General features: G+C 59.7%; 18 protein-coding genes and 1 other annotated feature. Of the genes, 7 read left to right on the forward strand and 11 right to left on the reverse strand.

Going from position 1 to position 21670, the window contains the following annotated elements; translation table 11 throughout:
• Positions 1-57: 57 nt before the first annotated feature.
• From copA to ybaK, 3 genes are all read left to right on the forward strand, one after another.
• Positions 58-2568, forward strand: coding sequence for a copper-exporting P-type ATPase CopA (gene copA / locus ABVR31_RS13895; protein ID WP_372774046.1), 2511 nt, complete (start codon positions 58-60; stop codon positions 2566-2568).
• Between the two features lie 68 nt (positions 2569-2636).
• The gene (locus ABVR31_RS13900; RefSeq protein WP_021508644.1) at positions 2637-3437 is read left to right on the forward strand and encodes a TraB/GumN family protein; all 801 of its coding nucleotides are present in this window, start codon (positions 2637-2639) and stop codon (positions 3435-3437) included.
• A 163-nt stretch (positions 3438-3600) separates the two neighbouring features.
• Entirely contained in the window at positions 3601-4080 is a 480-nt protein-coding gene (gene ybaK, locus ABVR31_RS13905; RefSeq protein ID WP_150360899.1) for a Cys-tRNA(Pro)/Cys-tRNA(Cys) deacylase YbaK, read from the forward strand.
• On the opposite strand, the gene ABVR31_RS13910 is transcribed toward ybaK, so the two are convergent.
• Positions 4077-4946, reverse strand: a complete 870-nt coding sequence (locus tag ABVR31_RS13910; protein ID WP_021508646.1) for a LysR family transcriptional regulator — start codon at positions 4944-4946, stop codon at positions 4077-4079. The genes ybaK and ABVR31_RS13910 overlap by 4 nt on opposite strands.
• A gap of 90 nt (positions 4947-5036) precedes the next feature.
• On the opposite strand from ABVR31_RS13910, the gene ABVR31_RS13915 reads away from it, so the two are divergent.
• A complete protein-coding gene (locus ABVR31_RS13915; protein ID WP_021508647.1) occupies positions 5037-5468 on the forward strand; it encodes a multidrug/biocide efflux PACE transporter in 432 nt (143 codons plus the stop codon).
• Between the two features lie 34 nt (positions 5469-5502).
• Here the strand turns inward: ABVR31_RS13915 and ushA are convergent, their stop codons facing one another.
• Positions 5503-7254 (reverse strand): bifunctional UDP-sugar hydrolase/5'-nucleotidase UshA, encoded by a 1752-nt coding sequence (gene ushA, locus ABVR31_RS13920; RefSeq protein ID WP_372773197.1) that lies wholly within the window; start codon positions 7252-7254, stop codon positions 5503-5505.
• A gap of 163 nt (positions 7255-7417) precedes the next feature.
• Here ushA and ABVR31_RS13925 point away from each other — a divergent pair, with 163 nt between their 5' ends.
• Complete coding sequence (locus ABVR31_RS13925) at positions 7418-8617, forward strand: MFS transporter (RefSeq protein ID WP_058769404.1); 1200 nt, start codon at positions 7418-7420, stop codon at positions 8615-8617.
• 219 nt (positions 8618-8836) lie between these two features.
• The gene (ybaL, locus tag ABVR31_RS13930; protein WP_372773199.1) at positions 8837-10525 is read left to right on the forward strand and encodes a YbaL family putative K(+) efflux transporter; all 1689 of its coding nucleotides are present in this window, start codon (positions 8837-8839) and stop codon (positions 10523-10525) included.
• Positions 10526-10623: 98 nt separating this feature from the next.
• On the opposite strand, the gene ABVR31_RS13935 is transcribed toward ybaL, so the two are convergent.
• The 4 genes from ABVR31_RS13935 to ABVR31_RS13950 all read right to left on the reverse strand — a co-directional run bounded on the left by ABVR31_RS13935 (position 10624) and on the right by ABVR31_RS13950 (position 14682).
• Complete coding sequence (locus tag ABVR31_RS13935; protein WP_021507224.1) at positions 10624-11925, reverse strand: inosine/guanosine kinase; 1302 nt, start codon at positions 11923-11925, stop codon at positions 10624-10626.
• 58 nt (positions 11926-11983) lie between these two features.
• Positions 11984-12943, reverse strand: a complete 960-nt coding sequence (hemH, locus tag ABVR31_RS13940; RefSeq protein WP_021507223.1) for a ferrochelatase — start codon at positions 12941-12943, stop codon at positions 11984-11986.
• A gap of 115 nt (positions 12944-13058) precedes the next feature.
• Complete coding sequence (adk, locus tag ABVR31_RS13945) at positions 13059-13703, reverse strand: adenylate kinase (RefSeq protein WP_021507222.1); 645 nt, start codon at positions 13701-13703, stop codon at positions 13059-13061.
• 151 nt (positions 13704-13854) lie between these two features.
• Complete coding sequence (locus ABVR31_RS13950) at positions 13855-14682, reverse strand: DUF6024 family protein (protein ID WP_031279661.1); 828 nt, start codon at positions 14680-14682, stop codon at positions 13855-13857.
• A 189-nt stretch (positions 14683-14871) separates the two neighbouring features.
• Here ABVR31_RS13950 and ABVR31_RS13955 point away from each other — a divergent pair, with 189 nt between their 5' ends.
• Complete coding sequence (locus ABVR31_RS13955; protein ID WP_058769402.1) at positions 14872-15741, forward strand: LysR substrate-binding domain-containing protein; 870 nt, start codon at positions 14872-14874, stop codon at positions 15739-15741.
• 172 nt (positions 15742-15913) lie between these two features.
• Here ABVR31_RS13955 and htpG read toward each other — a convergent pair whose 3' ends face one another.
• The 5 genes from htpG to apt form a co-directional block, all read right to left on the reverse strand.
• Positions 15914-17782 (reverse strand): molecular chaperone HtpG, encoded by a 1869-nt coding sequence (htpG, locus tag ABVR31_RS13960; protein WP_185749251.1) that lies wholly within the window; start codon positions 17780-17782, stop codon positions 15914-15916.
• Between the two features lie 106 nt (positions 17783-17888).
• Positions 17889-18494, reverse strand: a complete 606-nt coding sequence (gene recR, locus ABVR31_RS13965; protein WP_372773201.1) for a recombination mediator RecR — start codon at positions 18492-18494, stop codon at positions 17889-17891.
• Positions 18494-18823, reverse strand: coding sequence for a YbaB/EbfC family nucleoid-associated protein (locus ABVR31_RS13970; protein ID WP_010616869.1), 330 nt, complete (start codon positions 18821-18823; stop codon positions 18494-18496). Before ABVR31_RS13970 ends, recR begins: the two co-directional genes overlap by 1 nt.
• Positions 18824-18872: 49 nt before the next feature.
• Positions 18873-20852 (reverse strand): DNA polymerase III subunit gamma/tau, encoded by a 1980-nt coding sequence (dnaX, locus tag ABVR31_RS13975; protein ID WP_372773203.1) that lies wholly within the window; start codon positions 20850-20852, stop codon positions 18873-18875.
• Positions 19470-19531: a sequence feature (DnaX frameshifting element), on the reverse strand. Its footprint overlaps the gene before it by 62 nt.
• A gap of 247 nt (positions 20853-21099) precedes the next feature.
• On the reverse strand, positions 21100-21651 hold the full coding sequence (gene apt / locus ABVR31_RS13980; protein WP_372773205.1) for an adenine phosphoribosyltransferase: 552 nt from the start codon (positions 21649-21651) through the stop codon (positions 21100-21102).
• Positions 21652-21670: the final 19 nt, after the last annotated feature.

Consider the following 21670-nt stretch of genomic DNA (forward strand, 5'->3'; position numbering starts at 1 on the left):
CTTTATAACTAATGCAAACCTTGCAGCGAGTCAAACCTGATAAACGAGGAGTTGATGATGTCACACACACAATTACTGGCTCTGGACGGCTTGTCCTGTGGCCACTGTGTTAAACGCGTTAAAGAGGCGCTGGAGCAGCGCAGCGATGTGGAACAGGCCGAGGTAACGCAGCAGGAAGCGCGCGTCACCGGCGAAGCCAGCGCCAGCAATCTGATTGCCACCGTTGAGCAGGCTGGTTATCACGCCACGCTGAAAAATGAGGCGTCCAGCCCAAAGCCTGATCCGTTGCCAGCTCAGGAGCCGCAGCCGGAGGCGCTGACAACGGAGTCGCAGCCGGCAGAAGAGAATCTTGCGGTGCACCATCTGCTGATAGGCGGGATGAGCTGCGCCAGCTGCGTCAGCCGCGTCGAGCAGGCGTTACAGAAAGTGCCCGGCGTGAACCAGGCGCGCGTCAATCTGGGTGAGCGCAGCGCGCTGGTGCTGGGCGATGCCGTACCCTCAGCGCTGGTCAGCGCCGTAGACGAGGCGGGTTATTCTGCGGAAGTGATCGAAGATGAACAAACCCGGCGCGAGCGCCAGCAGGTCAGCGCACAGCAGGCGATGCGCCGCTTTAGCTGGCAGGCGGCGCTGGCGCTGATCGTCGGCGTGCCGATGATGGTCTGGGGCATGGTCGGCGATCACATGATGCTAAACGACAGCAATCAGACGCTCTGGCGCGTGCTCGGTGCCGTCACGCTGGCGGTGATGGTGCTTGCCGGCGGCCACTTCTATCGCAGCGCGTGGCGCAGCCTGCGTCATGCTATCGCCACCATGGACACGCTGGTGGCGCTCGGTACCGGTGCGGCCTGGATCTACTCGATGAGCGTCGCGCTGTGGCCGGCATTTTTCCCGCCGCAGGCGCGCCACCTTTATTTTGAAGCCAGCGTGATGATCATCGGCCTGATTAACCTCGGGCATGCGCTGGAACAGCGCGCGCGCCAGCGCGCCTCACAGGCGCTGGAGCGGCTGCTGGATTTAACCCCGGCGCAGGCCTGCGTGATCACCGCTGAAGGGGAAAAGCAACTGCCGCTGAGCGAAATCGCACCGGGCATGATGCTGAAGCTGGTGACCGGCGATCGCGTACCGGTGGACGGCGAAGTCAGCCGCGGCGAAGCCTGGCTTGACGAAGCAATGCTCACCGGCGAAGCGCTGCCGCAGTCGCGCCGTCCTGGCGATAAGATTTATGCCGGGACGCTGGTGCAGGACGGATCGCTACAGTTCACCGCCCGCGCCACCGGCAGCCATACCACGCTGGCCCGTATTATCAATCTGGTGCGTCAGGCGCAGAGCAGCAAGCCGGAAATGGGCCGGCTGGCCGATCGCATCTCGGCGGTGTTTGTGCCGGTGGTGGTGGCGATTGCCCTGCTCAGCGGAGCGGTCTGGTATGTTGTCGGACCGCAGCCGCAGCTGGCCTATACGCTGGTGATTGTCACCACGGTGCTGATTATCGCCTGTCCGTGTGCGCTGGGCTTAGCCACGCCGATGTCGGTGATCGCGGGCGTCGGCCGCGCTGCCGAGCTGGGCGTGCTGGTGCGCGATGCCGATGCGCTGCAGCGGGCCAGTGAAGTCGACACCATTGTTTTTGATAAAACCGGCACCCTGACCCGGGGCACGCCGCAGGTCAGCGAGGTGCTGCTGTACAGCGACTGGGATCGTCAGCAGGTATTGCAGGCCGCCGCCCAGCTGGAGCTGGGGTCGGGGCATCCGCTGGCGAAGGCCATCGTCGCCGCCGCACCGACCGTCAGTGACGCCCGCGTTGCGCAATTTCGTACAATACGTGGCAAAGGCGTGAGTGCTACTGTCGCTGACAGAACGCTGCTGCTGGGCAATGCGGCGCTGCTGGAAGAGCAGCACATTGACCTGCGCGCCGCACAGCAGGATATCGCGCGACTTGCTGCGCAGGGCGCCACGCCGGTGCTGCTGGCGGATCAGCAGCAGCTGCTGGGCCTGATCGCCCTGCGTGACCAGCTGCGTCCGGAGAGCCGTGCGGCGCTACAGCGGCTGCATCAACTGGGCTACCGTCTGATCATGCTGACCGGTGACCATCAGACCACTGCCGAAGCCATCGCTGCCGAAGCGGGTATCGATGAGGTGATCGCCGGCGTGCTGCCGGACGGTAAAGCGCAGGCGATTGCGCAGCTGCAACAGCAGGGGTGCAGCGTGGTGATGGTGGGCGATGGCATCAACGACGCCCCGGCGCTGGCGCAGGCGGATGTGGGGATCGCCATGGGCGGCGGCAGCGATGTGGCGGTTGAAACCGCGGCGATGGCGCTGATGCGCAACGATCTGCATTGCGTGGCCGACGCGCTGGCGATGGCCAACGCCACGCTGCGCAATATGCGGCAGAATCTGCTGGGTGCCTTTGTCTATAACAGCCTGGGCATTCCGATTGCTGCCGGCGTACTCTATCCGTTTACCGGCGTGCTGCTCAGCCCCATCGTCGCCGGTGCCGCCATGGCGCTGTCGTCGATCACCGTGGTGAGCAATGCTAACCGTTTGCTGCGCTTTAAACCGGCGCAGCGGCAATAGCAACCTCTGCCCTGTCTTTCGCTGAGCGAAATCGCTAGCATGGATTTTTGACTTAAAAAGGACACGGCATGAGACGCAGTGTGTGGCACCGCCTGCAACAGCTGGCCAGCAGCCTGTTCCCCGCCAGCTACAGCTGGCCCGCCATGGATATCAGACTCGGAGACCGCCGTCTGCATCTGGCTGGCAGTATTCATATGGGCACGCGCGATATGCAACCGCTGCCGGCCGGCTTGCTGCGCCAGCTGCAGAAAGCCGATGCGCTGGTGGTGGAAGCGGATATTACCCGCGGCAGTTCACCATTCAGTGAGGGTGAAGCATATCCGCCGCTGGCAACGCGGCTGACGCCAGAGACGCTGCAACAGCTGACGGCGCTGTGCGATGAGCTGTCACTGAACATCGCGCTGTTTGATAGCCTGCCGTTCTGGCAAATTGCGCTGATGCTGCAGGCGCAGCAGGCGCAGCGGCTGGGGCTGCGACCGCAGTACGGTATTGACTATCAGCTGCTGCAGGCAGCGCAGGCGGCAGGCAAACGCATTATTGAGCTGGAAGGGCCGGAAACGCAGATCGCGTTGCTGAAATCACTACCGCAGGATGGCCTGGCGCTGCTGCTGGATACGCTGGAACACTGGCACACCAACGCGCGACTGCTGCAAACCATGATCAGCTGGTGGCTGGATGCGCCGCCCGCCAGTCAGCCGGTGGCGCTGCCGACTACGTTCAGCAGTGAACTGAACGATACCCTGATGCGCAACCGTAATCAGCACTGGCGCGAGCTGCTGCTGGCGTTGCCGCGCGGGCGCTATGTGGTGGCGGTCGGTGCACTGCATCTGTACGGCGAAGACAATTTGCCGCAGCTGCTGAAGGCATAAAAAAAGAAGGCCAATATTGCTATCGGCCCGTCAAAGAGGAATTTGTTTATGATTTTGGTTATCGCCAGGGTGACTGGCGCCGGCCAATTTTCGCGCAAAGTTCAGATTTTCGCCAGTACTTTCACGCAAACCGAGATAAGAATTTTCGTAGCAAGGATTGAATATGACACCCGCCGTAAAACTGCTGGAAAAACAACAGATCGCTTTTACCCTGCATCCCTACGAGCATGACAGCCATGAAACCCACTTCGGTGACGAGGCGGTGCGCAAGCTCAAGCTGGATGCGCGCCAGGTGTTTAAAACCCTGCTGGTGGCGCTTAACGGTGATGGCAAAGCGCTGGCAGTGGCGGTGACGCCGGTCTCCTCACAGCTGGATTTGAAAAAAGTCGCCAAAGCGCTGGGAGCGAAGAAAGCGGACATGGCCGATCCGCAACTGGCGCAGCGCGTCACCGGCTATCTGGTGGGTGGCATCAGTCCGCTGGGGCAGAAAAAGCGGCTGCCGACGGTGATCGATCAGCAGGCCAGCGAATTCCCGACCATCTTTATTTCCGGCGGCAAGCGCGGGCTGGATATCGAACTGGCCGCGCAGGATCTGGCACGGTTGCTGGATGCCACGCTGGCTGACGTGGCGCGCCGCGATTAATCAGGCTGCTGCGCGCACAGCTGGTCGATCATCCAGCGCCCGGCCGGGCCCGGCGGATTGCGCCGCGACCAGATGACATCCACCGCAATATGCTGCGGCCAGCCCGGCACCGGCAGCTCGCGCAAGACCTGATGACCAAACTGCTGCACCAGCCAGCGCGGCAGTACGCTCCAGCCAAACCCCTGCTCCGCCATCTCCAGCAACAACAGATAAGTTGGGGCCGACCAGGTGCGGCCCGCCGGCAGCGGCTGGCGGGTTTCCACCCAGGTATTGAGCCGCAGCTGACGCAATTCGCCCAGCTGCGCCTCGCTCACCTGCGAGCGGGCTGCCAGCGGGTGATCCTGATGCAGGAAAATCGCCATTTGCGCTTCAACCTGCAGTCGCGCCACCGCCAGATCCGGCGGCAAACGCGGCTGGGCGCGCACCACGCCAAGATGCACGCGCCCGGCCTGCAGTAAATCCAGCACATCCTCATCTTCCGCAATCATGCATTCAAACTCGATATCCGGATAGCGTGCCTCAAAGCGCGTCAGCAGATTTTCATGGTGATCAGCCTGCCAGAAGTCGGAAATGGCCAGGCTGAGACGCGGCTCAACGCCCTGCGACAGCCGCACCGCCAGTTCATCCAGCCGCTGGCTGGCAGCAAGAATTTGCTGCACCTGCGCCAGCGCGCGCTGGCCCTGAGCGGTCAGCACCGGCTGGCGACCGCTGCGATCAAACAGCGCAAAGCCTAAGTCATCTTCGAGATTGGCCACCGCGCTACTGATGGTGGACTGACTTTTTGCCAGCGCACGCGCCGCTGCGGAAAACGAGCCGCTGGCGACGGTCTGGACAAATGCCTCAAGGGATTCTGGTGAGTACTTCATGCTGAACCATCGCTTTTATCGATAGGTAATCATTTTATCTTAGCATTGTGCAGTGAGAAAATGCGTGGCGTTACTCAAAAGGAGGTTTATATGCGTACCCGTTCACTGAAAGAACGTTTTTGTCATGCCGCAGGCTTTGAAGGGTTAGCGATCGTCACGGTTGCGCCGCTGGCCGCCTGGGTCATGGATAAACCGCTGTTTCAGATGGGCGCGCTGGCGATTATGCTGTCGACCGTCGCCATGCTGTGGAACATCATTTATAACAGCGGTTTTGACCGCCTCTGTCCGCCGCAGCGCCAGCGCGGTCTCGGCCTGCGCGCGCTGCATGCGCTCGGTTTTGAGGGCGGCTTTATCCTTATTGGCCTGCCAATTGCCGCGTGGATGTTACACATTTCGCTGCTGGACGCTTTCCTGCTGGAAGTGGCGTTCTTTCTGTTCTTTCTGCCCTACACCATGGCTTACAACTGGGCATGGGATAAGCTGCGCCAGCGCTGGGTGAGCCAGAAATCCTGCCGCGCCTGAAAAACTGCGGGCGGCTGAAGTGCCGCCCGTTTTGTCACTCGTGCGCCGCGCGCGGCCAGATCCACGCCAGGATCATCTGCGGATAGCTGCGCTTCTTTTGCTTCTCCAGCGCTTTGTCGCGCTCCTCAACCTGCTGCGGTGTCAGGTGCACAATCTGCGGTGGCGCATAATCGGCGACGCGCAGCGGTGAGTGCTGACTGACATAGCTGCGCAGCACCTCGGCATCACGCAGGCCGCTGTTGCGGAAACCAGCATGGCCATCAATCACCGGATAGCCGTCGCCGCCGCTGGCGTTAAAGCTGTTAGTGGCCATGCGATAGGTTTTATCCAGCTGCAGCGGCTCGCCATTGATTTTCACTGCGCTGACGCTTTTGCCATCGGCCACCAGGCTGATGTTGCTGAACTGCGCGAAACCGCCGGAATCGGCTTTGATATTCGCCACCGTCGCCAGGTAGTTCAGCAGCTCTTTGCCCGTCAGCGTCACGGACACCACCTGATTGCCAAACGGCTGGATCTGCAACAGATCGCGCCAGCTGATCTCTCCTTGCGCCAGCGAGGTGCGAATACCGCCGCCGCTGATAACGGCAAAGTCGGCCTGAGTAGCCGCCATCTGCGCGCGCAGGATCAGCTGAGCCAGTGGCATTTGTTCAAAGCGCACCTTGCTGCGGTCGCCATCAAACACGCTGTCGCTGCGACCCACGTTGACCGCCAGCTGTTTGCCGGCGCGCAGCTGATACGGCGTCAGCAGCTTCATCATTGCGCCGTTCTGCGCTATCGCTTCCTGATACGGCAGCCAGGTTTCGCTGCCATCAAGGTTCTTCACCTTGTGCTTAAGGTTGACCGGAATCAGCTGATAGTTATCCAGCGTCAGCTCACCGTTGCGGAAGGTGAAATCGCCGCGACCGACAAATTTCCCCCACTCTTTCGCCTGCACGATCCACACGCCGTTCTGGCGATCCGGCTGGCACGGCTGTCCGGGCTGATAATCCGCCACGCTGACGTTCTCTTTTGCCATGCACACTGCATCGTGCGAATGCCCGCCGACGATCACGTTAACCGTGCCCGGCGGCAGGCTGCGCGCCAGCTCCACATCGCCCGGTGCGTTGCTGCCATGCTGCCCGTTGTCGTAGTGGCCCATGTGCGTCAGCGCGATAATTACATCCGGCTTGTCGCTGGCGCGTAGTTCTGCCACCGCTTTTTCCGTCTCTTTCACCGGATCGCGAATCTCGATCTGCGCCACGCTCTGCGGATTGGCGATGCGCAGCGTGTCAGTGGTGGTCAGGCCGATCACCGCAATTTTCAGCCCCATACGATTGAATATCGCCCACGGCTTAAACAGGCGCTTATCGCTGCCTTTGGCATAAATGTTGGCGGCAAGAAAAGGAAACTTCGCCCACTTCTGCTGCTTTTGCAGCACGCTGAGCGGTTTGTCGAATTCGTGGTTACCGAGCGCCATTGCGTCATAGCCGATAAGGTTCATGCCGCGAATGTCCGGCTCGGCGTTCAGCACATCCGATTCCGGCACGCCGGTATTGACGTCGCCCGCCGACAAAATCAGCGCGCCGCCGCCTTTGGCCTGTACATCATACCGCTGCTGATCCATTAGCGTTTTCTGCGCGGCCAGACCATATTCACCCTGCGCGTTGGCCCAGAAGTGGCCGTGATGATCGTTGGTGTGCAAAATGCTGAAGCGATAGCTGCGGTCCGGCTGCCACGCCTGTGCCAGTAGCGGCAACAGCAGCATAATCAGCGCCAGCCAGCGCCCTCTGTGCGGTGATAACAACAAAGCCGATCTCCTTATTCTGCGTTTTTTACCGGGCGGTGCGCCTGATGTGCTTTTTCGCCCTTCTGTGTCGCACAGTTCGCCCTTTAACTCAAGGCCAAAGGCGAATACAGTCATGCATGACGTAACAATCTGATAACGAAATTCCCACCCCTTCAGGATCTTTATGGCAAGTGAACAGACGTTAACCCCGACGCGGCGCACCGGGCGTACCGCTTTTGGCATTCTTGGTGCCATCAGTCTCGCGCATCTGCTTAACGATATGCTGCAATCGCTATTACTGGCGATCTATCCGCTGCTGCAGAAAGATTTCAGCCTCAGCTTTGTGCAAATTGGTTTGATTACTCTGACATATCAGGTGACGGCCTCATTATTACAACCGCTGATTGGCTATTACACCGACAAATATCCGAAACCCTGGTCACTGCCGGTCGGGATGGGGTTTACCCTGTTCGGTCTGGTGCTGCTGACCTTTGCCAGCACTTATCCGCAGGTGCTGCTGGCCGCAGCGCTGGTTGGCTGCGGCTCATCGGTGTTCCATCCGGAATCGTCGCGCGTGGCGCGTATGGCCTCCGGCGGCCGCCACGGGCTGGCTCAGTCGCTGTTTCAGGTCGGTGGTAACTTTGGCAGCGCACTCGGGCCGCTGCTGGCCGCCATCATCGTCGCGCCCTATGGCAAAGGCCATCTCAGCTGGTTCATGCTGGCCGCGCTGCTCGGCATCATTGTGCTGCTGCAGGTGAGCCGCTGGTACAGCCACCAGCAGCGCGCCACGCAGGCCAGCGCTGCCAGCAGGCCGCGTAACCCCCTGCCGCGCAATAAAGTGGCGCTGGCCATCGGCATTCTGCTGCTGCTGATATTCTCCAAGTACTTTTATCTCACCAGCCTGAGCAGCTATTACACCTTCTATCTGATGCACAAATTTGGGCTGTCCGTGCAGGCCTCGCAGTTCCATCTGTTTGCCTTTCTCGGCGCGGTCGCCGCCGGCACCATTATCGGTGGGCCGATAGGCGATAAAATCGGGCGCAAATATGTCATCTGGGGATCGATTCTCGGCGTGGCGCCGTTTACCCTGCTGTTACCGCACGCCAGCCTAATGTGGACCAGCGTGCTGAGCGTCATTATTGGTCTGATCCTTGCCTCGGCGTTTTCCGCCATTCTGGTCTATGCCCAGGAGCTGCTGCCCGGGCGTATTGGCATGGTTTCCGGGCTGTTTTTCGGTTTTGCTTTTGGCATGGGCGGCCTCGGCGCGGCGGTCCTGGGCGTAGTAGCCGACCACACCAGTATCGAATGGGTGTATCAAATCTGCGCCTGGCTGCCACTTATTGGCCTGTTGACCGCTTTCTTACCTGATCAGCAGCAGCGCTGAGCCCTTTCGGGGGGCAACTATTTTTCTCTGCCCCCTCCCATTCTGCATAAATCCTGCCGATATGCTGAGATAACTGAGGAAAATAGCGCTTCGGCTGCGTTTTTGTCTCATTTTTTCAATTTTTTCGTCTTTCACCGCTCAAATGTTTAAACGCGGCGAACGATTGTGCATTACACTAGGTTGTTACAAGCGGATACATTTGCACACAAGGAGACAGGCATGCATCACACTACCCCGTTGATCACCACCATTGTCGGAGGTCTGGTCCTCGCATTTCTCCTTGGTATGCTGGCGAATCGCCTGCGCATCTCGCCGCTGGTCGGCTATCTGCTGGCCGGCGTGCTGGCGGGTCCTTTTACCCCGGGCTTCGTCGCGGATACCAATCTGGCCCCCGAACTGGCTGAACTCGGCGTTATTCTGCTGATGTTCGGCGTCGGTTTGCACTTCTCGCTCAAGGATTTGATGTCGGTAAAGTCGATCGCCATTCCCGGTGCCATCGCGCAGATCGCGGTCGCCACGCTGCTGGGAATGGGTCTGTCATGGGCGATGGGCTGGTCATGGATGACCGGCCTGGTGTTTGGCCTGTGTCTTTCTACCGCCAGTACCGTGGTGCTGCTGCGCGCGCTGGAAGAGCGTCAACTGATTGATAGCCAGCGCGGGCAAATCGCCATCGGCTGGCTGATCGTCGAAGACCTGGTGATGGTGCTGACGCTGGTGCTGCTGCCGGCCATTGCCGGCATGCTGGAGCAGGGAAATGCCAGCCCGACGCTGCTGGCATGGGACCTGTTACTGACCATCGGCAAAGTCGCTGCCTTTATGGTGCTGATGATGGTGGTCGGCCGCCGCGTGGTGCCGTGGATTCTGGCCAAAAGCGCCGCCACCGGTTCACGCGAGCTGTTTACGCTGTCGGTACTGGCGCTGGCGCTGGGTATCGCGCTCGGCGCGGTGGAATTCTTTGATGTTTCCTTTGCCCTCGGCGCCTTTTTTGCCGGCATGGTGCTGAATGAATCAGAGCTCAGCCACCGGGCAGCACACGACACGCTGCCGCTGCGCGATGCGTTTGCCGTGCTGTTTTTTGTCTCGGTCGGCATGCTGTTCGACCCGATGATCCTGCTGGAGCAGCCGCTGGCGGTGCTGGGTGCGCTGGCCATTATCGTGCTGGGTAAATCGATTGCCGCCTGGCTGCTGGTCACGCTGCTCGGCCACTCGCGGCGCACCGCGCTGACCATCTCCGTCAGCCTGGCGCAGATTGGCGAATTCGCTTTTATCCTCGCCGGACTGGGGATTTCGCTCGGCATGCTGAGCGATGAAGGCCGTAACCTGGTGCTGGCGGCGGCGATTCTCTCCATCATGCTTAACCCGATTCTGTTTACCGTGCTGGAGCGTTATCTCGACAAAACCGAGACCATGGAAGAGCAGACGCTGGAAGAGGCAATTGAAGAAGAGAAGCAGATTCCGGTGGATATCTGTAATCATGCGGTGATTGTGGGTTACGGCCGCGTCGGCAGCCTGCTGGGACAGCAGCTGATGGAAGCTGATGTGCCGCTGGTGGTGGTGGAGAATTCGCGCCCGCGCGTCGAAGCGCTGCGCGAACAGGGCATCAAAGCCGTGCTGGGCAACGCGGCGCGAGTCGATACCATGGATTTAGCGCGTCTTGACTGCGCGCGCTGGCTGCTGCTGACCATCCCCAACGGCTATGAAGCCGGGGAAATTGTTACTGCCGCGCGCGAAAAGCGGGCGGATATTGAGATTATCGCCCGGGCGCATTATGACGACGAAGTGGCCTATATCATGGAGCGTGGTGCCAATCGCGTAGTGATGGGCGAGCGGGAGATTGCCAACAGTATGTTGCATGTATTGCAGGAAGAGATCGCGCAAAACCCGATTGTGCGCGAGTGCCCGATTTAAAGACATTATTACACCGTAGCGGCGCAATTTATTGCGCATACTAAAGCCATATCACGGCTGAAGAATGCGCAATAAATTGCGCCGCTACGGGTTCGTTATTACCTGTCCCAGTAAGACTCTTCTAAACTGTCTTCCCGCTCCGGCAGCCCGCGCGTCAAACGCGGTGAGTGCTGGTTCAGCACCTGATAACTGACGCGGTTGGCATATTTACACACCTGCGCCAGCGACGAGTAGGTCAGGTATTCGCGGGCGTGTTTGCTGGAGTTTGGCACTTTCTGACGATGGAAATTGTTGGCGGTAATATCGTGCAGCAGCGCCGCCAGCGCGCCATCACCGGCACCGTTGGTGTTCATGATCTTCTCCGGACCACCCATGTAAGGCGCAATGTGCGAGAAGATCCGCAGCGGTTGCTGGCAATCCTGATGGCGCATGGCGCGGCTGAACTCAAACTGGTTGAACTCGGCAATCGCCCCCGGCAACAGCGGATGATTGGTTTTGCGCTTAAACGCCTCTTCGGTGAACCCGGCCATATACAGCCCGGTCGGTCCAGCGGTGCACAGCACCAGATCGACCCAGTCCAGCGCCATGTTGGAGGCCAGCAGCGGATCCGCTTCGCCGGTCAGCGCGAACGCTTCCTCTTCATTCATCGCCACAATTGAGACGTGTTCGCGCAGGAAATCGCGCCAGAACTGCGGGTTATCCTGAATCACATATTTGGTACCCAGCGTCAGCACCACCGGTACATTGTGCTTTTTGGCGAACTCAATGGCCCGCAGCGTCGCTTCCGGCATCGGTTCGCCCGGCTGACAGCGCACCAGGTAGGATGTCAGTACCAGCGCCGACGCACCGGCAATCACCTCTTCCGGAATACTGGCGGCCTGCAGCTGGTTCATCAGACCAGGGCTGATAGCAAAGGTGCGCTCGCCCTGCTCGCCGATCAGGGTAAAGCAGCGGCCAATGGCGCCATCGACGCCCTGCAGGAAGTTAAGGTCCATGCGGCTGGAGGTATTGCACAGGTAGCGATAGGCGTAACCGCCAATCTGGATGTTGTTACACATCACGCCGAGCAGCACCGAACGGTCATCTGCCAGTACCGAGTAGTTGTGCAGCGTATTACCGATGGTACCGCCGGCAAACTGGTGGCTGATCAGCTGCTCGCGCATCAGCTCGTTGTACAGCGCTTCGGCGGTCGCATCGTCGATGACCAGCGAATGACCGGCGCTCAGGCCATAGCGCTGCAGGAAGTCGTCATCGACTTTGGCTTCGATATCCACCAGCGTCTGGTCGATACCCACCACCCAGCTGCCCTCTTCCTGCTCCTGCTGGGAAGCCTGCAGCAGCGGATCGCGCGCGTTGACGGGGAAATAGTGTTTGGATTTGCGTTTGCCGGGAAATTTCATGAAAGCTGCCGTCAGGGAAAATCAGGCAGAGAATGATATCACATTCTCTGCCGCCCCCTTAGCGGCGCGCTTGTACCAGCTGCACCATCATCTCGATGTGCTCATCATCCGCATTAAGCGCCGGAATGTATTCAAATTTCTCGCCGCCAGCGTGCAGGAAGATTTCGCAGTTTTCGCCGCTGATCTCCTCCAGCGTCTCGAGGCAGTCCGCCGCAAAACCCGGACTCATCACCTGCACATGTTTGATCCCTTTAGCCGGCAGGCTTTTCATGGTCTCATCCGTGTACGGCATCAGCCATGGCTCGCGGCCAAAGCGCGACTGGAAGGTCATCATGATTTTATGCGGCGCAATGCCGAGCGCGGCGGCCAGGGCGTCGGTGGTGTCTTTGCAGCGCAGCGGGTAGTCGTCGCCTTCATTGGCGAAGCGCTGCGGAATGCCGTGGTAAGAGAGCACCAGCAGATCCGGCTCGCCGTGTTGGGCAAACGAGCGCTCCACCGAGGCCTTCAGCGCGGCGATATAGGCCGGATGTTCGGCGTAATCGCGGATAAACGCTACTTCCGGCAGGGAACGCAGCGGTTTAAAGCTGGCCGCCAGGCCATCCCACACTGCCGCCACCGTGGAGCAGGAGAACTGCGGATAGAGCGGCAGCACGATGAATTTGGTGACGCCCTGTGCCAGCAGACGCTCAACCGCACCGTTGAGGCTCGGCTGGCCGTAACTCATGCCCAGCTCTACTGGCATATCCAGCCGCTGCGCCAGCGCGGCACGCTGCCGCTTGCTGAACACCATCAGCGGGGAACCTTCGTCCATCCACACCGATGCGTACAGCTTCGAGACGCGCGGCGAGCGGAACGGCAGAATGATGAAATTAAGAATCGGCCACCACAGCCAGCGCGGCGTATCCACCACGCGCGGATCGCCGAGGAACTGTTTCAGATAGCGTTTCACCGCCGCGGTGGTCGGTGCGTCTGGTGTACCTAAGTTAACCAGTAAAACCCCTGGCTTATCTTGCCTCATTGTATTTCCTTGATGTCGCAGACAATGGTTCTGAATCGGGGGAAATTGTAGCGGAAAAAGCGGAGGGGGAAAGCAATTGCTGCAAAAGGGCCGGACAACCGGCCCTGGTCACCACTTAGCCGAGGATATCGGCCAGCTGTGCACTCACTTCGGTCACCTGGCGGGTGCCGTCGATTTTGTGGTATTCGGTGTTACCGGCTTCGGCTTCTTTGCTGTAGTAAGCAATCAGCGGCGCGGTCAGCTGATGGTATTCCACCAGACGCTTACGCACGGTCTCTTCCTGGTCGTCTTTACGCGTGGTCAGCTCTTCGCCGGTCACGTCATCTTTACCTTCCACTTTTGGCGGATTGTATTTGATGTGGTAAACGCGGCCTGACGGCGCATGCACGCGGCGGCCGACAATGCGATCGACAATCAGTTCGTCCGGAACGGCGAACTCGAGCACGTAATCCACCTTGATGCCCGCCTCTTTCATGGCGTCAGCCTGCGGAATGGTGCGTGGGAAACCATCGAGCAGGAAGCCGTTTTTGCAGTCTTCCTGCGCGATACGCTCTTTAACCAGCGCAATCACCAGCTCGTCCGTTACCAGTTTACCGGCATCCATGATGGCTTTCGCCTGCTGGCCCAATTCGGTGCCGGCTTTAACAGCCGCACGCAACATGTCGCCCGTGGAGATCTGCGGAATACCGTATTTCTCCATGATGAATTGAGCCTGAGTGCCCTTACCTGCGCCCGGTGCCCCGAGCAGAATAATACGCATTGCGTAATTCCCCTTGCGAATCGCATTGATCAATCTGAGAAGGCCAAGAACATACCATTATGACCCGCACACCACAAGGCAACGGGCCCCCGGGCGCTGAAAGGCCTACTTTGACCTGCTTTAGCGCGGTGCGCCAGTAGCACGCACGTTTTTAAGAATTTCGGCTGTCTCTGAGCACCTCGCGCAGCCGTTTTTTTAGCGCAGCGGTGACGTTCTGCGGCTTATTGCCGTTGCCGCGCACGCTGACCGGCAAAAACAGGCGATGCGGCGCGGGCAGCAGCTGCATATCTGCGGGCAACGCTGGCAGCGCACTGCCGGGTGGCAAGGGCAGCAGCGCAAACGGCAGGCCGGGCTGGTGAATCGACTGCAGCGTGAACGGCGTATCCAGCGTCAGGCTGTCAACACTGGCAACGTTAAAGGGCTGCCAGTCGTCCTGCGCCATGCACTCCAGCGCGCGTTCCGGCGCGTCACCCAGCGCCAGTCCCTGTTCGAACAGCCGCAGTTCGCTGCGCACCAGCGTACTAAAATCATGAGTACGCAGCGCAATCAGCACCAGATCGTCGCTCAGCATCGCATGCTGATTCAGCTGGGTGACAAACAGTCGTGCCTCGCTGATGAGTCGTTTATGCAATACGCTGGCGAAGGAGCCGGACGCGTGCGTCACGCCCTGGCTCTGGCAGGCACTGAGATTGCGCACCCGGCCCTGCTGCATATCGACGTGATCGACCAGCGCGATATTGCCCGCCATCATCGGCAGGGCCGGCAGCACGCTGAGTTCGCTGACCGGATATTGCGCGGCGTAGCGCGTCTGATTGCGCGCCTGCTCCTGGCGCAGAAACAGTTGCGAGAGCAGCACGCGCGCGATGTGCAGTGAAGGGGCAAAAAACAGATCGTAATTTTCCAGCCGATAGTGACGGGACAGCAAGCCGCGCAGCCGATCGCGCGCCGCCGCCCTGGCAGTAGCCTGTTGTGAAGTCATCACGTGACATTTCTCTTGGTTATTCTGCTGTGTGAAGCTGGCGCTGGCAGCGGACATCGCCGCTGCTGTACACAGCGAAGCCGGTCCGTCAACCCGCCAGATTAAGCAGGAAAGGTTAGGTTAATGCGGCTGGACATTAAAATGATATAAACTGACAATCCCTGTTAGGTTTTTACACAGGGGATGAGTATGACCGCGCTTCCGTCGTTACGTGCACTGCACTATTTTCATCAGGCGGCGCTGCATTGCAGCTTTAGCGTCGCGGCCGAATGTCTCCATGTCACCCACAGCGCCATCAGCCATCAGATTCGCCAGCTGGAGAGCTGGATGGGCAAGCCCCTGTTCATCCGCACTAACGGGCGCGTGCGCTTAACCTCTCACGGCGAACGTCTGCTGGTGAGCTGCCAGAAAGCCTTTAGCGAACTCTCTACCACCTGCGTAAGTATTCGCACCGGGATGCGCAATCATCTGAGCGTCGCCTGTACCCCAAGTTTTTTATCCCAATGGCTGATTCCGCGCATCAGCAGCTTTTACCAGCGCTATCCCGATATTGAAGTGCAATTTCAGCCGCAGGGCGAGATTGCTCAGCTGCGCAGCGAACACACCGATGTGCTGATCCTCAGTTATGAACAGGCGCCGGACGACGACATAGATGCCTCGCTCATCAGCGATGATTACGTTGGCCCGCTGTGCGCCCCACAATACGCGGCGCGTTTTCACAGCGAGCAGGATCTGGCGTCGCTGCCGCTTTTGCACGCCGATACCCGCCTGCAGGCCTGGGCCGAATGGGCGAAGATCAGCGGCGTGCGCGGTAATTTTTGGCTGGGCAAACATTTCGATAATCTGACGCTGGCGATTCAGGCCGCGAGAAACGGGCTGGGCGTGATTGTGGCGCCGCGCCTGCTGGTGCGTCAGGAGCTGAACGACGGCACGCTGATTGCGCCGCTGGGGTTTGTGCGCGCCGACCGTGCCACCTGGATGATGACCAAGCGGTCACGCCAGCACGATGCGGAGATTACGTTGTTCCGGGATTGGCTGCGGGATGAAGCGCTGAAGTAAGCAAGGGCGGCATAAATAAAAAAAGGTCGTCATTAATGACTACCCTACGAATATGTGATTTTTTTAGGTCGTCATTAATGACGACCCTACAGAGAGTGGACAGTTGTCGAATCGGTGACAGGTAACCTGTAGGGTCGGCATTCATGCCGACCGTTCCGATTACCGCACCGCGTTACGCCGTCAGCAACTGATTCATGCGGCGGATAAACTGGTTAGGATCGTCCAGCGTGCCGCGCTCGGCCAGCAGCGCCTGATCCAGCAGCAGTTCAACCCACTCCGCAAAGCGCGCTTCATCCTGCGTATCAGCCACGCGTTTCACCAGCGTATGCTCCGGGTTGATCTCAAAGATGTACTTCACTTCCGGCACATCCTGACCGGCCGCGGCGAACAGCTTCGCCATCTGCGTGGTCATTTCGTTGGCGTCAGTGGTGACAATCGCTGGTGTGTCGGTGAGACGATGGGTCAGGCGCACCTCTTTGACGCGCTCGCCCAGCAGGGTTTTCACGCGATCGACGAACGGCTCCAGCGCTTTTTCCGCTTCCTTCTGCGCTTCCGTCTCTTCGTCCGCCAGCTTGCTCAGCGACTCATCCGCTTTGCTCACCGACTGGAACGCTTTGCCATCGAACTCCGTCAGGTAGCTCATCATCCACTCGTCGATACGATCGGACAGCAGCAGGACCTCGATGCCTTTCTTACGGAACAGCTCCAGATGCGGGCTGCTTTTCGCGGCGGCATAGCTGTCGGCAGTGATGTAGTAAATCTTCTCCTGCCCTTCAACCATGCGGCTAACGTAATCTTCCAGTGAAACGGTCTGCGCCGCGCCTTCGCTCTGGGTGGTGGCGAAACGCAGCAGTTTAGCAATCGCCTCCTGGTTGGCATGATCTTCCGCCGGGCCCTCTTTCAGCACCAGACCGAACTCTTTCCAGAACTGCTGATATTTCTCTGCGTCGTCTTTAGCCAGTTTTTCCAGCATCTGCAGGCTACGTTTGGTCAGCGCGGCGCGCAGGCTCTGCGTGACGCGGCTGTCCTGCAGGATCTCACGGGAGACGTTGAGCGGCAGATCGCTGGAATCTATCAGGCCACGCACAAAGCGCAGGTAGTTCGGCATGAACTGTTCCGCGTCATCCATGATAAAGACACGCTGCACGTACAGCTTCAGACCGTGCTTGCTGTCGCGGTTCCACATGTCGAACGGCGCACGCGACGGGATGTACAGCAGACTGGTGTACTCCTGCTTACCTTCGACGCGGTTGTGGCTCCAGATGGCCGGATCGCTGAAATCATGGGCGATGTGTTTGTAGAACTCGTTGTACTCTTCGTCGCTGATTTCGCCTTTGTTGCGCGTCCACAGCGCCTGGGCTTTGTTGATCTTCTCCCAGGTGACGGTATCGTTCTCTTCGTCTTTGGTCTCGATCTCCACCGGCAGCGCGATATGATCGGAATATTTGCTGATCACGTTGCGCACGCGCCACGCGTCGAGGAAGTCATCTTCGCCTTCACGGAAGTGCAGCGTAATTTCGGTGCCGCGATCGGCTTTCTCAATCTCCGCCAGCGTATACTCGCCTTCGCCAGCGGATTCCCAGAACACGCCTTCGTCGGCTTTGGCGCCCGCGGCACGGGTGCGTACCGTCACTTTGTCAGCCACGATAAACGCCGAGTAGAAACCGACGCCGAACTGGCCGATCAGCTGGCTGTCTTTTGCCTGATCGGAACCCATCGATTCCAGAAACGCTTTGGTACCGGATTTCGCGATGGTGCCGAGGTTTTCAATCACCTCATCACGGCGCATACCGATGCCGTTATCGCTCAGCGTCAGCGTGCGTTTTTCCTTGTCGACCGAGATACGCACGCGCAGGTCGCCATCGCCTTCATACAGATCCGGCGTCGACAGTGCGCGGAAGCGCAGCTTGTCAGCCGCATCGGAGGCGTTGGAGATCAGTTCACGCAGGAAAATCTCTTTGTTTGAATAGAGGGAATGGATCATCAGGTGCAGAAGTTGTTTTACCTCTGACTGGAAGCCACGCGTCTCTTGTCCTTTCATGGTCATTGCTACCTCAACAGAATCGGGGTTGATCAATTGTTGAGAGTGAAATGGGGATGGTGGGAAGAATTTCAAGCCGGTATCGCAGCAGGATACCGGCAAGTGGTCAGAATTTAATCTTGTGCCGTCCGGCAAGCGAGTGTGACAGCGTTGTGCCGTCGACCATTTCCAGTTCACCGCCGACCGGAACCCCGTGCGCAATGCGGCTGGCGTCAACGCCATACTGGCCGCACAGCTCGGCGATATAGTTAGCCGTGGCTTCGCCTTCCACCGTGGGATTGGTGGCGAGGATCACCTCCTGCAGCGTCTCACGTTCAAGGCGCTGCTCCAGCCGATCCAGGCCAATGTCCTGCGGGCCGATGCCGTCCAGCGGCGACAGATGGCCCATCAGCACAAAGTAGCGACCGCCAAACTGGCCGGTCTGCTCGATGGCGTGGATATCCGCCGGGCTCTCCACCACGCAAATCTGGCCGTTTTGCTGACGGCGGGGATTGGCGCAGATGGTGCAAATCTCCTGCTCGGTGAAGGTGCGGCAGTCGGAACAGTGGCCGATCTCTGCCATGCCGCGGGTCAGCGCCTGCGCCAGACGCATGCCACCGCTGCGATCGCGCTGCAACAGATGAAACGCCATGCGCTGCGCCGATTTCGGGCCAACGCCCGGTAGACAGCGCAGCGACTCCATCAAAGCTTCAAGCAGTGGACTGGTTTGCATCAGAACGGCATCTTGAAGCCAGGCGGCAGCTGCATACCGGCAGAGACGGACGCCATCTTCTCTTTCTGCGTTTCATCAATACGGCGCGCCGCATCGTTGAACGCCGCAGCGATCAGATCTTCCAGCATCTCTTTGTCATCTTCCAGCAGGCTGGGATCGACTTCCACGCGGCGGCAGTTGTGCGCACCGTTGATGGTCACTTTGACCAGGCCAGCCCCTGATTCGCCGGTGACTTCCAGTGCGGCGATCTCTTCCTGAACTTTGGCCATTTTATCCTGCATCTGCTGGGCCTGTTTCATCAGGTTGCCCAATCCGCCTTTACCAAACATAGTTTTCTCTCTCTGCTGGGGCTGCGCGCAACGCTGCGCGACAGCGTGATCATATGGGTCGGATACTCTCTTCATCCAGGTCCGCATCAAAGAAGCGACGCAGCGTCTGAATGTGGGTATCGCTTTCGATCGACTGACGCGCCTGCGCCAGCTTCTCTTCATAAATGGCCTGACGCCACTCCAGCGGCGTCAATACCGCCGGATTATCGTCTTCCACGATGGTCAGTTCAACCGTCTGGCCGGCCGCCTGGCTCAGCGCCTCCTGAATCGCCTGGCGCGCCGGGGCAGAGTTGAGATGACGCTGGCTGCTGCGCAAATGCAGCGTCACGCCCTGCTCATTCACCTCTTTCCACGCGTTCAGCGCGACCTGCTGGACCAGCTTCGGCAGCGTCAGCGTGGCGATTTCCGCCGCCCAGGCATCGCGCTGCAGCGCCTCTTCCGCCAGTTTGAGCGCCAGCTCTGGCGTTTTCTCATGCTCCAGCGCAGAACGCAAGGCTTTTGGCGTCGCCACCGGCTCCGGCTTGATCTCCTCCTGCTGCTGGGCTTTCCAGCGATACGCTTCCGGTTTCGCCGGCGCTTTTACCGCCGGTTCAGACGCGCGCTGTTGCACGCGCTCGGTGACGCTTGCCAGACGTTCCAGCGCCGGGTTTGCCGGCCGCGCGGAACGCGCTGCCGGCTCACTCTTTTTTGCTTTGCCGGCTCCCTGACGCAGCAATTGCGTCCGCGCCTGTAACAGCTGACTGGTGGCGTCGGGCAAGTGCTCCGGGGCCGGTGCCATGTCGGGATAATCATCGGCCGGCGGCGGCGACTCATCCATCGGCGGTGCCATCTGCGGCTGCGCGGCCACAGCGGGTGCGGCTTTGGTCTGAGGCGCTGGCGCGGCAACGGCCGGTGCGGCCTGCGGCGTCAGCGACGGGCGCGCCACCGGTTCAGCGATGGTGGCCTGCGGATGAAACGCCAGTGCACGCAACAGCGTCATTTCCACGCCGAGCCGGCGATCCGGCGCCAGCGGCAAATCTTTGCGCCCCATCAGCAGCGTCTGATAATAGAGCTGAACGTCAGCAGGCGGCAGCACGCGCGCCAGTTCGCGCAGGCGCTGCGCCTGGCTGGCATCATCTTCGCCAAGCGAGCTGGGCAGCAGCTGGACCATCGCGATACGGTGCAGCAGACGCAGCATCTCCACCAGCAGCGCCTCCCACTCTACGCCGCGCGATGCGGCCTGATTCAGCAGCGCCATCACCTGTTCGCCGTTGCCTTCCACCAGCGCTTCAATCAGCGCCAGCGGCTGTTCATCATCCAGCGTGCCCAGCATTTGCGCCACGCTGTCGCGCGTGACGCTGCCCTGCCCCATGGCAATCGCCTGATCGGTGAGGCTGAGCGCATCGCGCATACTGCCGTCGGCGGCGCGCGCCAGCAGATGCAGCGCGCGAGGCTCGGCGTCAATCTGCTCCTGCTGCAGCACGTGCGCCAGTTGCTGCTGAATCTGTTCGACGTCGAGGGCTTTCAGGTGGAACTGCAGGCAGCGCGACAGAATGGTTACCGGCAGCTTCTGCGGATCGGTGGTCGCCAGCAGGAATTTCACATGCGACGGCGGCTCTTCCAGCGTTTTCAGCAGCGCATTAAAGCTGTGGCGCGACAGCATGTGCACTTCATCGATCAGATAGACCTTAAAGCGCCCGCGCGCGGGTGCATACTGCACGTTATCCAGCAGGTCGCGCGTGTCTTCCACTTTGGTGCGCGAGGCGGCATCGATTTCGATCAGATCGACAAAGCGCCCCTGTTCAATCTCGCGACAGTTATCGCACTGTCCACAGGGCGTGGCCGTGATACCGGTTTCGCAGTTGAGGCCTTTAGCCAGCAGACGCGCAATCGAGGTTTTCCCCACGCCGCGCGTGCCGGAAAACAGATAGGCATGATGGATGCGTCCCAGTGACAACCCGTTGGCCAGCGCCGTCAGCACATGTTCCTGACCGACTACGTCGGCGAAAGCCTGGGGACGCCATTTTCGCGCAAGTACCTGATAGCTCATGTGGATTCAATCACTGGAGTTGTTTAACCTGGCACAGCAGCACGCTCAGTTGCGCCGATTCTGCCGTGGGACTTAGGGGAAAAATGCGGTGACGCAAACCCTGTTTATTTTGACAGGAGTGTAACAGCCACAGCCGGATATGCCTATACCCGTGATACGTTGCGCGCTGCGCTTCAGGGCGGAATACGCCTGTCAGGGAGTGCGAAGAGAGGCGCCGCCGGGCATCAAGGCTGGCGGCGCGATGGCCTTAGTGGCCGGGGAAATTGACCAGGCTGTAGCAGTCGATACCCAGCGCGTTCAGGCGCGCTTCGCCGCTTAAATCAAACAGGTTGATCACGAACGCGGCGTCTTTAACTTCACCGCCCGCACGACGAATCAGTTTCACCGTGGCTTCAAGGGTGCCGCCGGTAGCCAGCAGATCGTCCACCACCAGCACCACATCGCCGGGTTTGATGGCGTCTTTGTGCAGTTCCAGCGCGTCTGAACCGTACTCCAGTTCATAGCTTTCGCTGAAAGTTTCACGCGGCAGTTTGCCCGGTTTGCGCACCGGCACAAATCCCACGCCCAGACCCAGCGCAACCGGCGCCCCGAACAGGAAGCCACGCGCTTCGGTGCCCACCACTTTGGTGATGCCTTTATTACGATAACGCTCCACCAGAATGGCGATCGCTGCGGCATACGCCTGCGGATCTTCCATCAGACTGGTGACGTCACGGAACAGGATGCCCGCCTTCGGATAGTCAGGAATGCTTTTGATGCTGTTTTTGATCAGTTCAAGCTGCTGCGCAGTTGCGGTCATAAAGGTTACGCCTGGAAAA

It is taken from the genome of Pantoea sp. WEP (genome assembly GCF_041678305.1).
GTDB classification, from domain to species: Bacteria; Pseudomonadota; Gammaproteobacteria; order Enterobacterales; family Enterobacteriaceae; genus Pantoea; species Pantoea dispersa.

Excerpts from the sequence above, each read along its gene's own strand:
- copA (WP_372774046.1), top strand. The coding sequence starts at position 58 with ATGTCACACACACAATTACTGGCTCTGGACGGCTTGTCCTGTGGCCAC.
- ABVR31_RS13900 (WP_021508644.1), top strand. The coding sequence starts at position 2,637 with ATGAGACGCAGTGTGTGGCACCGCCTGCAACAGCTGGCCAGCAGCCTG.
- ybaK (WP_150360899.1), top strand. The coding sequence starts at position 3,601 with ATGACACCCGCCGTAAAACTGCTGGAAAAACAACAGATCGCTTTTACC.
- ABVR31_RS13910 (WP_021508646.1), bottom strand. The coding sequence starts at position 4,946 with ATGAAGTACTCACCAGAATCCCTTGAGGCATTTGTCCAGACCGTCGCC.
- ABVR31_RS13915 (WP_021508647.1), top strand. The coding sequence starts at position 5,037 with ATGCGTACCCGTTCACTGAAAGAACGTTTTTGTCATGCCGCAGGCTTT.
- ABVR31_RS13925 (WP_058769404.1), top strand. The coding sequence starts at position 7,418 with ATGGCAAGTGAACAGACGTTAACCCCGACGCGGCGCACCGGGCGTACC.
- ybaL (WP_372773199.1), top strand. The coding sequence starts at position 8,837 with ATGCATCACACTACCCCGTTGATCACCACCATTGTCGGAGGTCTGGTC.
- ABVR31_RS13935 (WP_021507224.1), bottom strand. The coding sequence starts at position 11,925 with ATGAAATTTCCCGGCAAACGCAAATCCAAACACTATTTCCCCGTCAAC.
- hemH (WP_021507223.1), bottom strand. The coding sequence starts at position 12,943 with ATGAGGCAAGATAAGCCAGGGGTTTTACTGGTTAACTTAGGTACACCA.
- adk (WP_021507222.1), bottom strand. The coding sequence starts at position 13,703 with ATGCGTATTATTCTGCTCGGGGCACCGGGCGCAGGTAAGGGCACTCAG.
- ABVR31_RS13950 (WP_031279661.1), bottom strand. The coding sequence starts at position 14,682 with ATGACTTCACAACAGGCTACTGCCAGGGCGGCGGCGCGCGATCGGCTG.
- ABVR31_RS13955 (WP_058769402.1), top strand. The coding sequence starts at position 14,872 with ATGACCGCGCTTCCGTCGTTACGTGCACTGCACTATTTTCATCAGGCG.
- htpG (WP_185749251.1), bottom strand. The coding sequence starts at position 17,782 with ATGAAAGGACAAGAGACGCGTGGCTTCCAGTCAGAGGTAAAACAACTT.
- recR (WP_372773201.1), bottom strand. The coding sequence starts at position 18,494 with ATGCAAACCAGTCCACTGCTTGAAGCTTTGATGGAGTCGCTGCGCTGT.
- ABVR31_RS13970 (WP_010616869.1), bottom strand. The coding sequence starts at position 18,823 with ATGTTTGGTAAAGGCGGATTGGGCAACCTGATGAAACAGGCCCAGCAG.
- dnaX (WP_372773203.1), bottom strand. The coding sequence starts at position 20,852 with ATGAGCTATCAGGTACTTGCGCGAAAATGGCGTCCCCAGGCTTTCGCC.
- apt (WP_372773205.1), bottom strand. The coding sequence starts at position 21,651 with ATGACCGCAACTGCGCAGCAGCTTGAACTGATCAAAAACAGCATCAAA.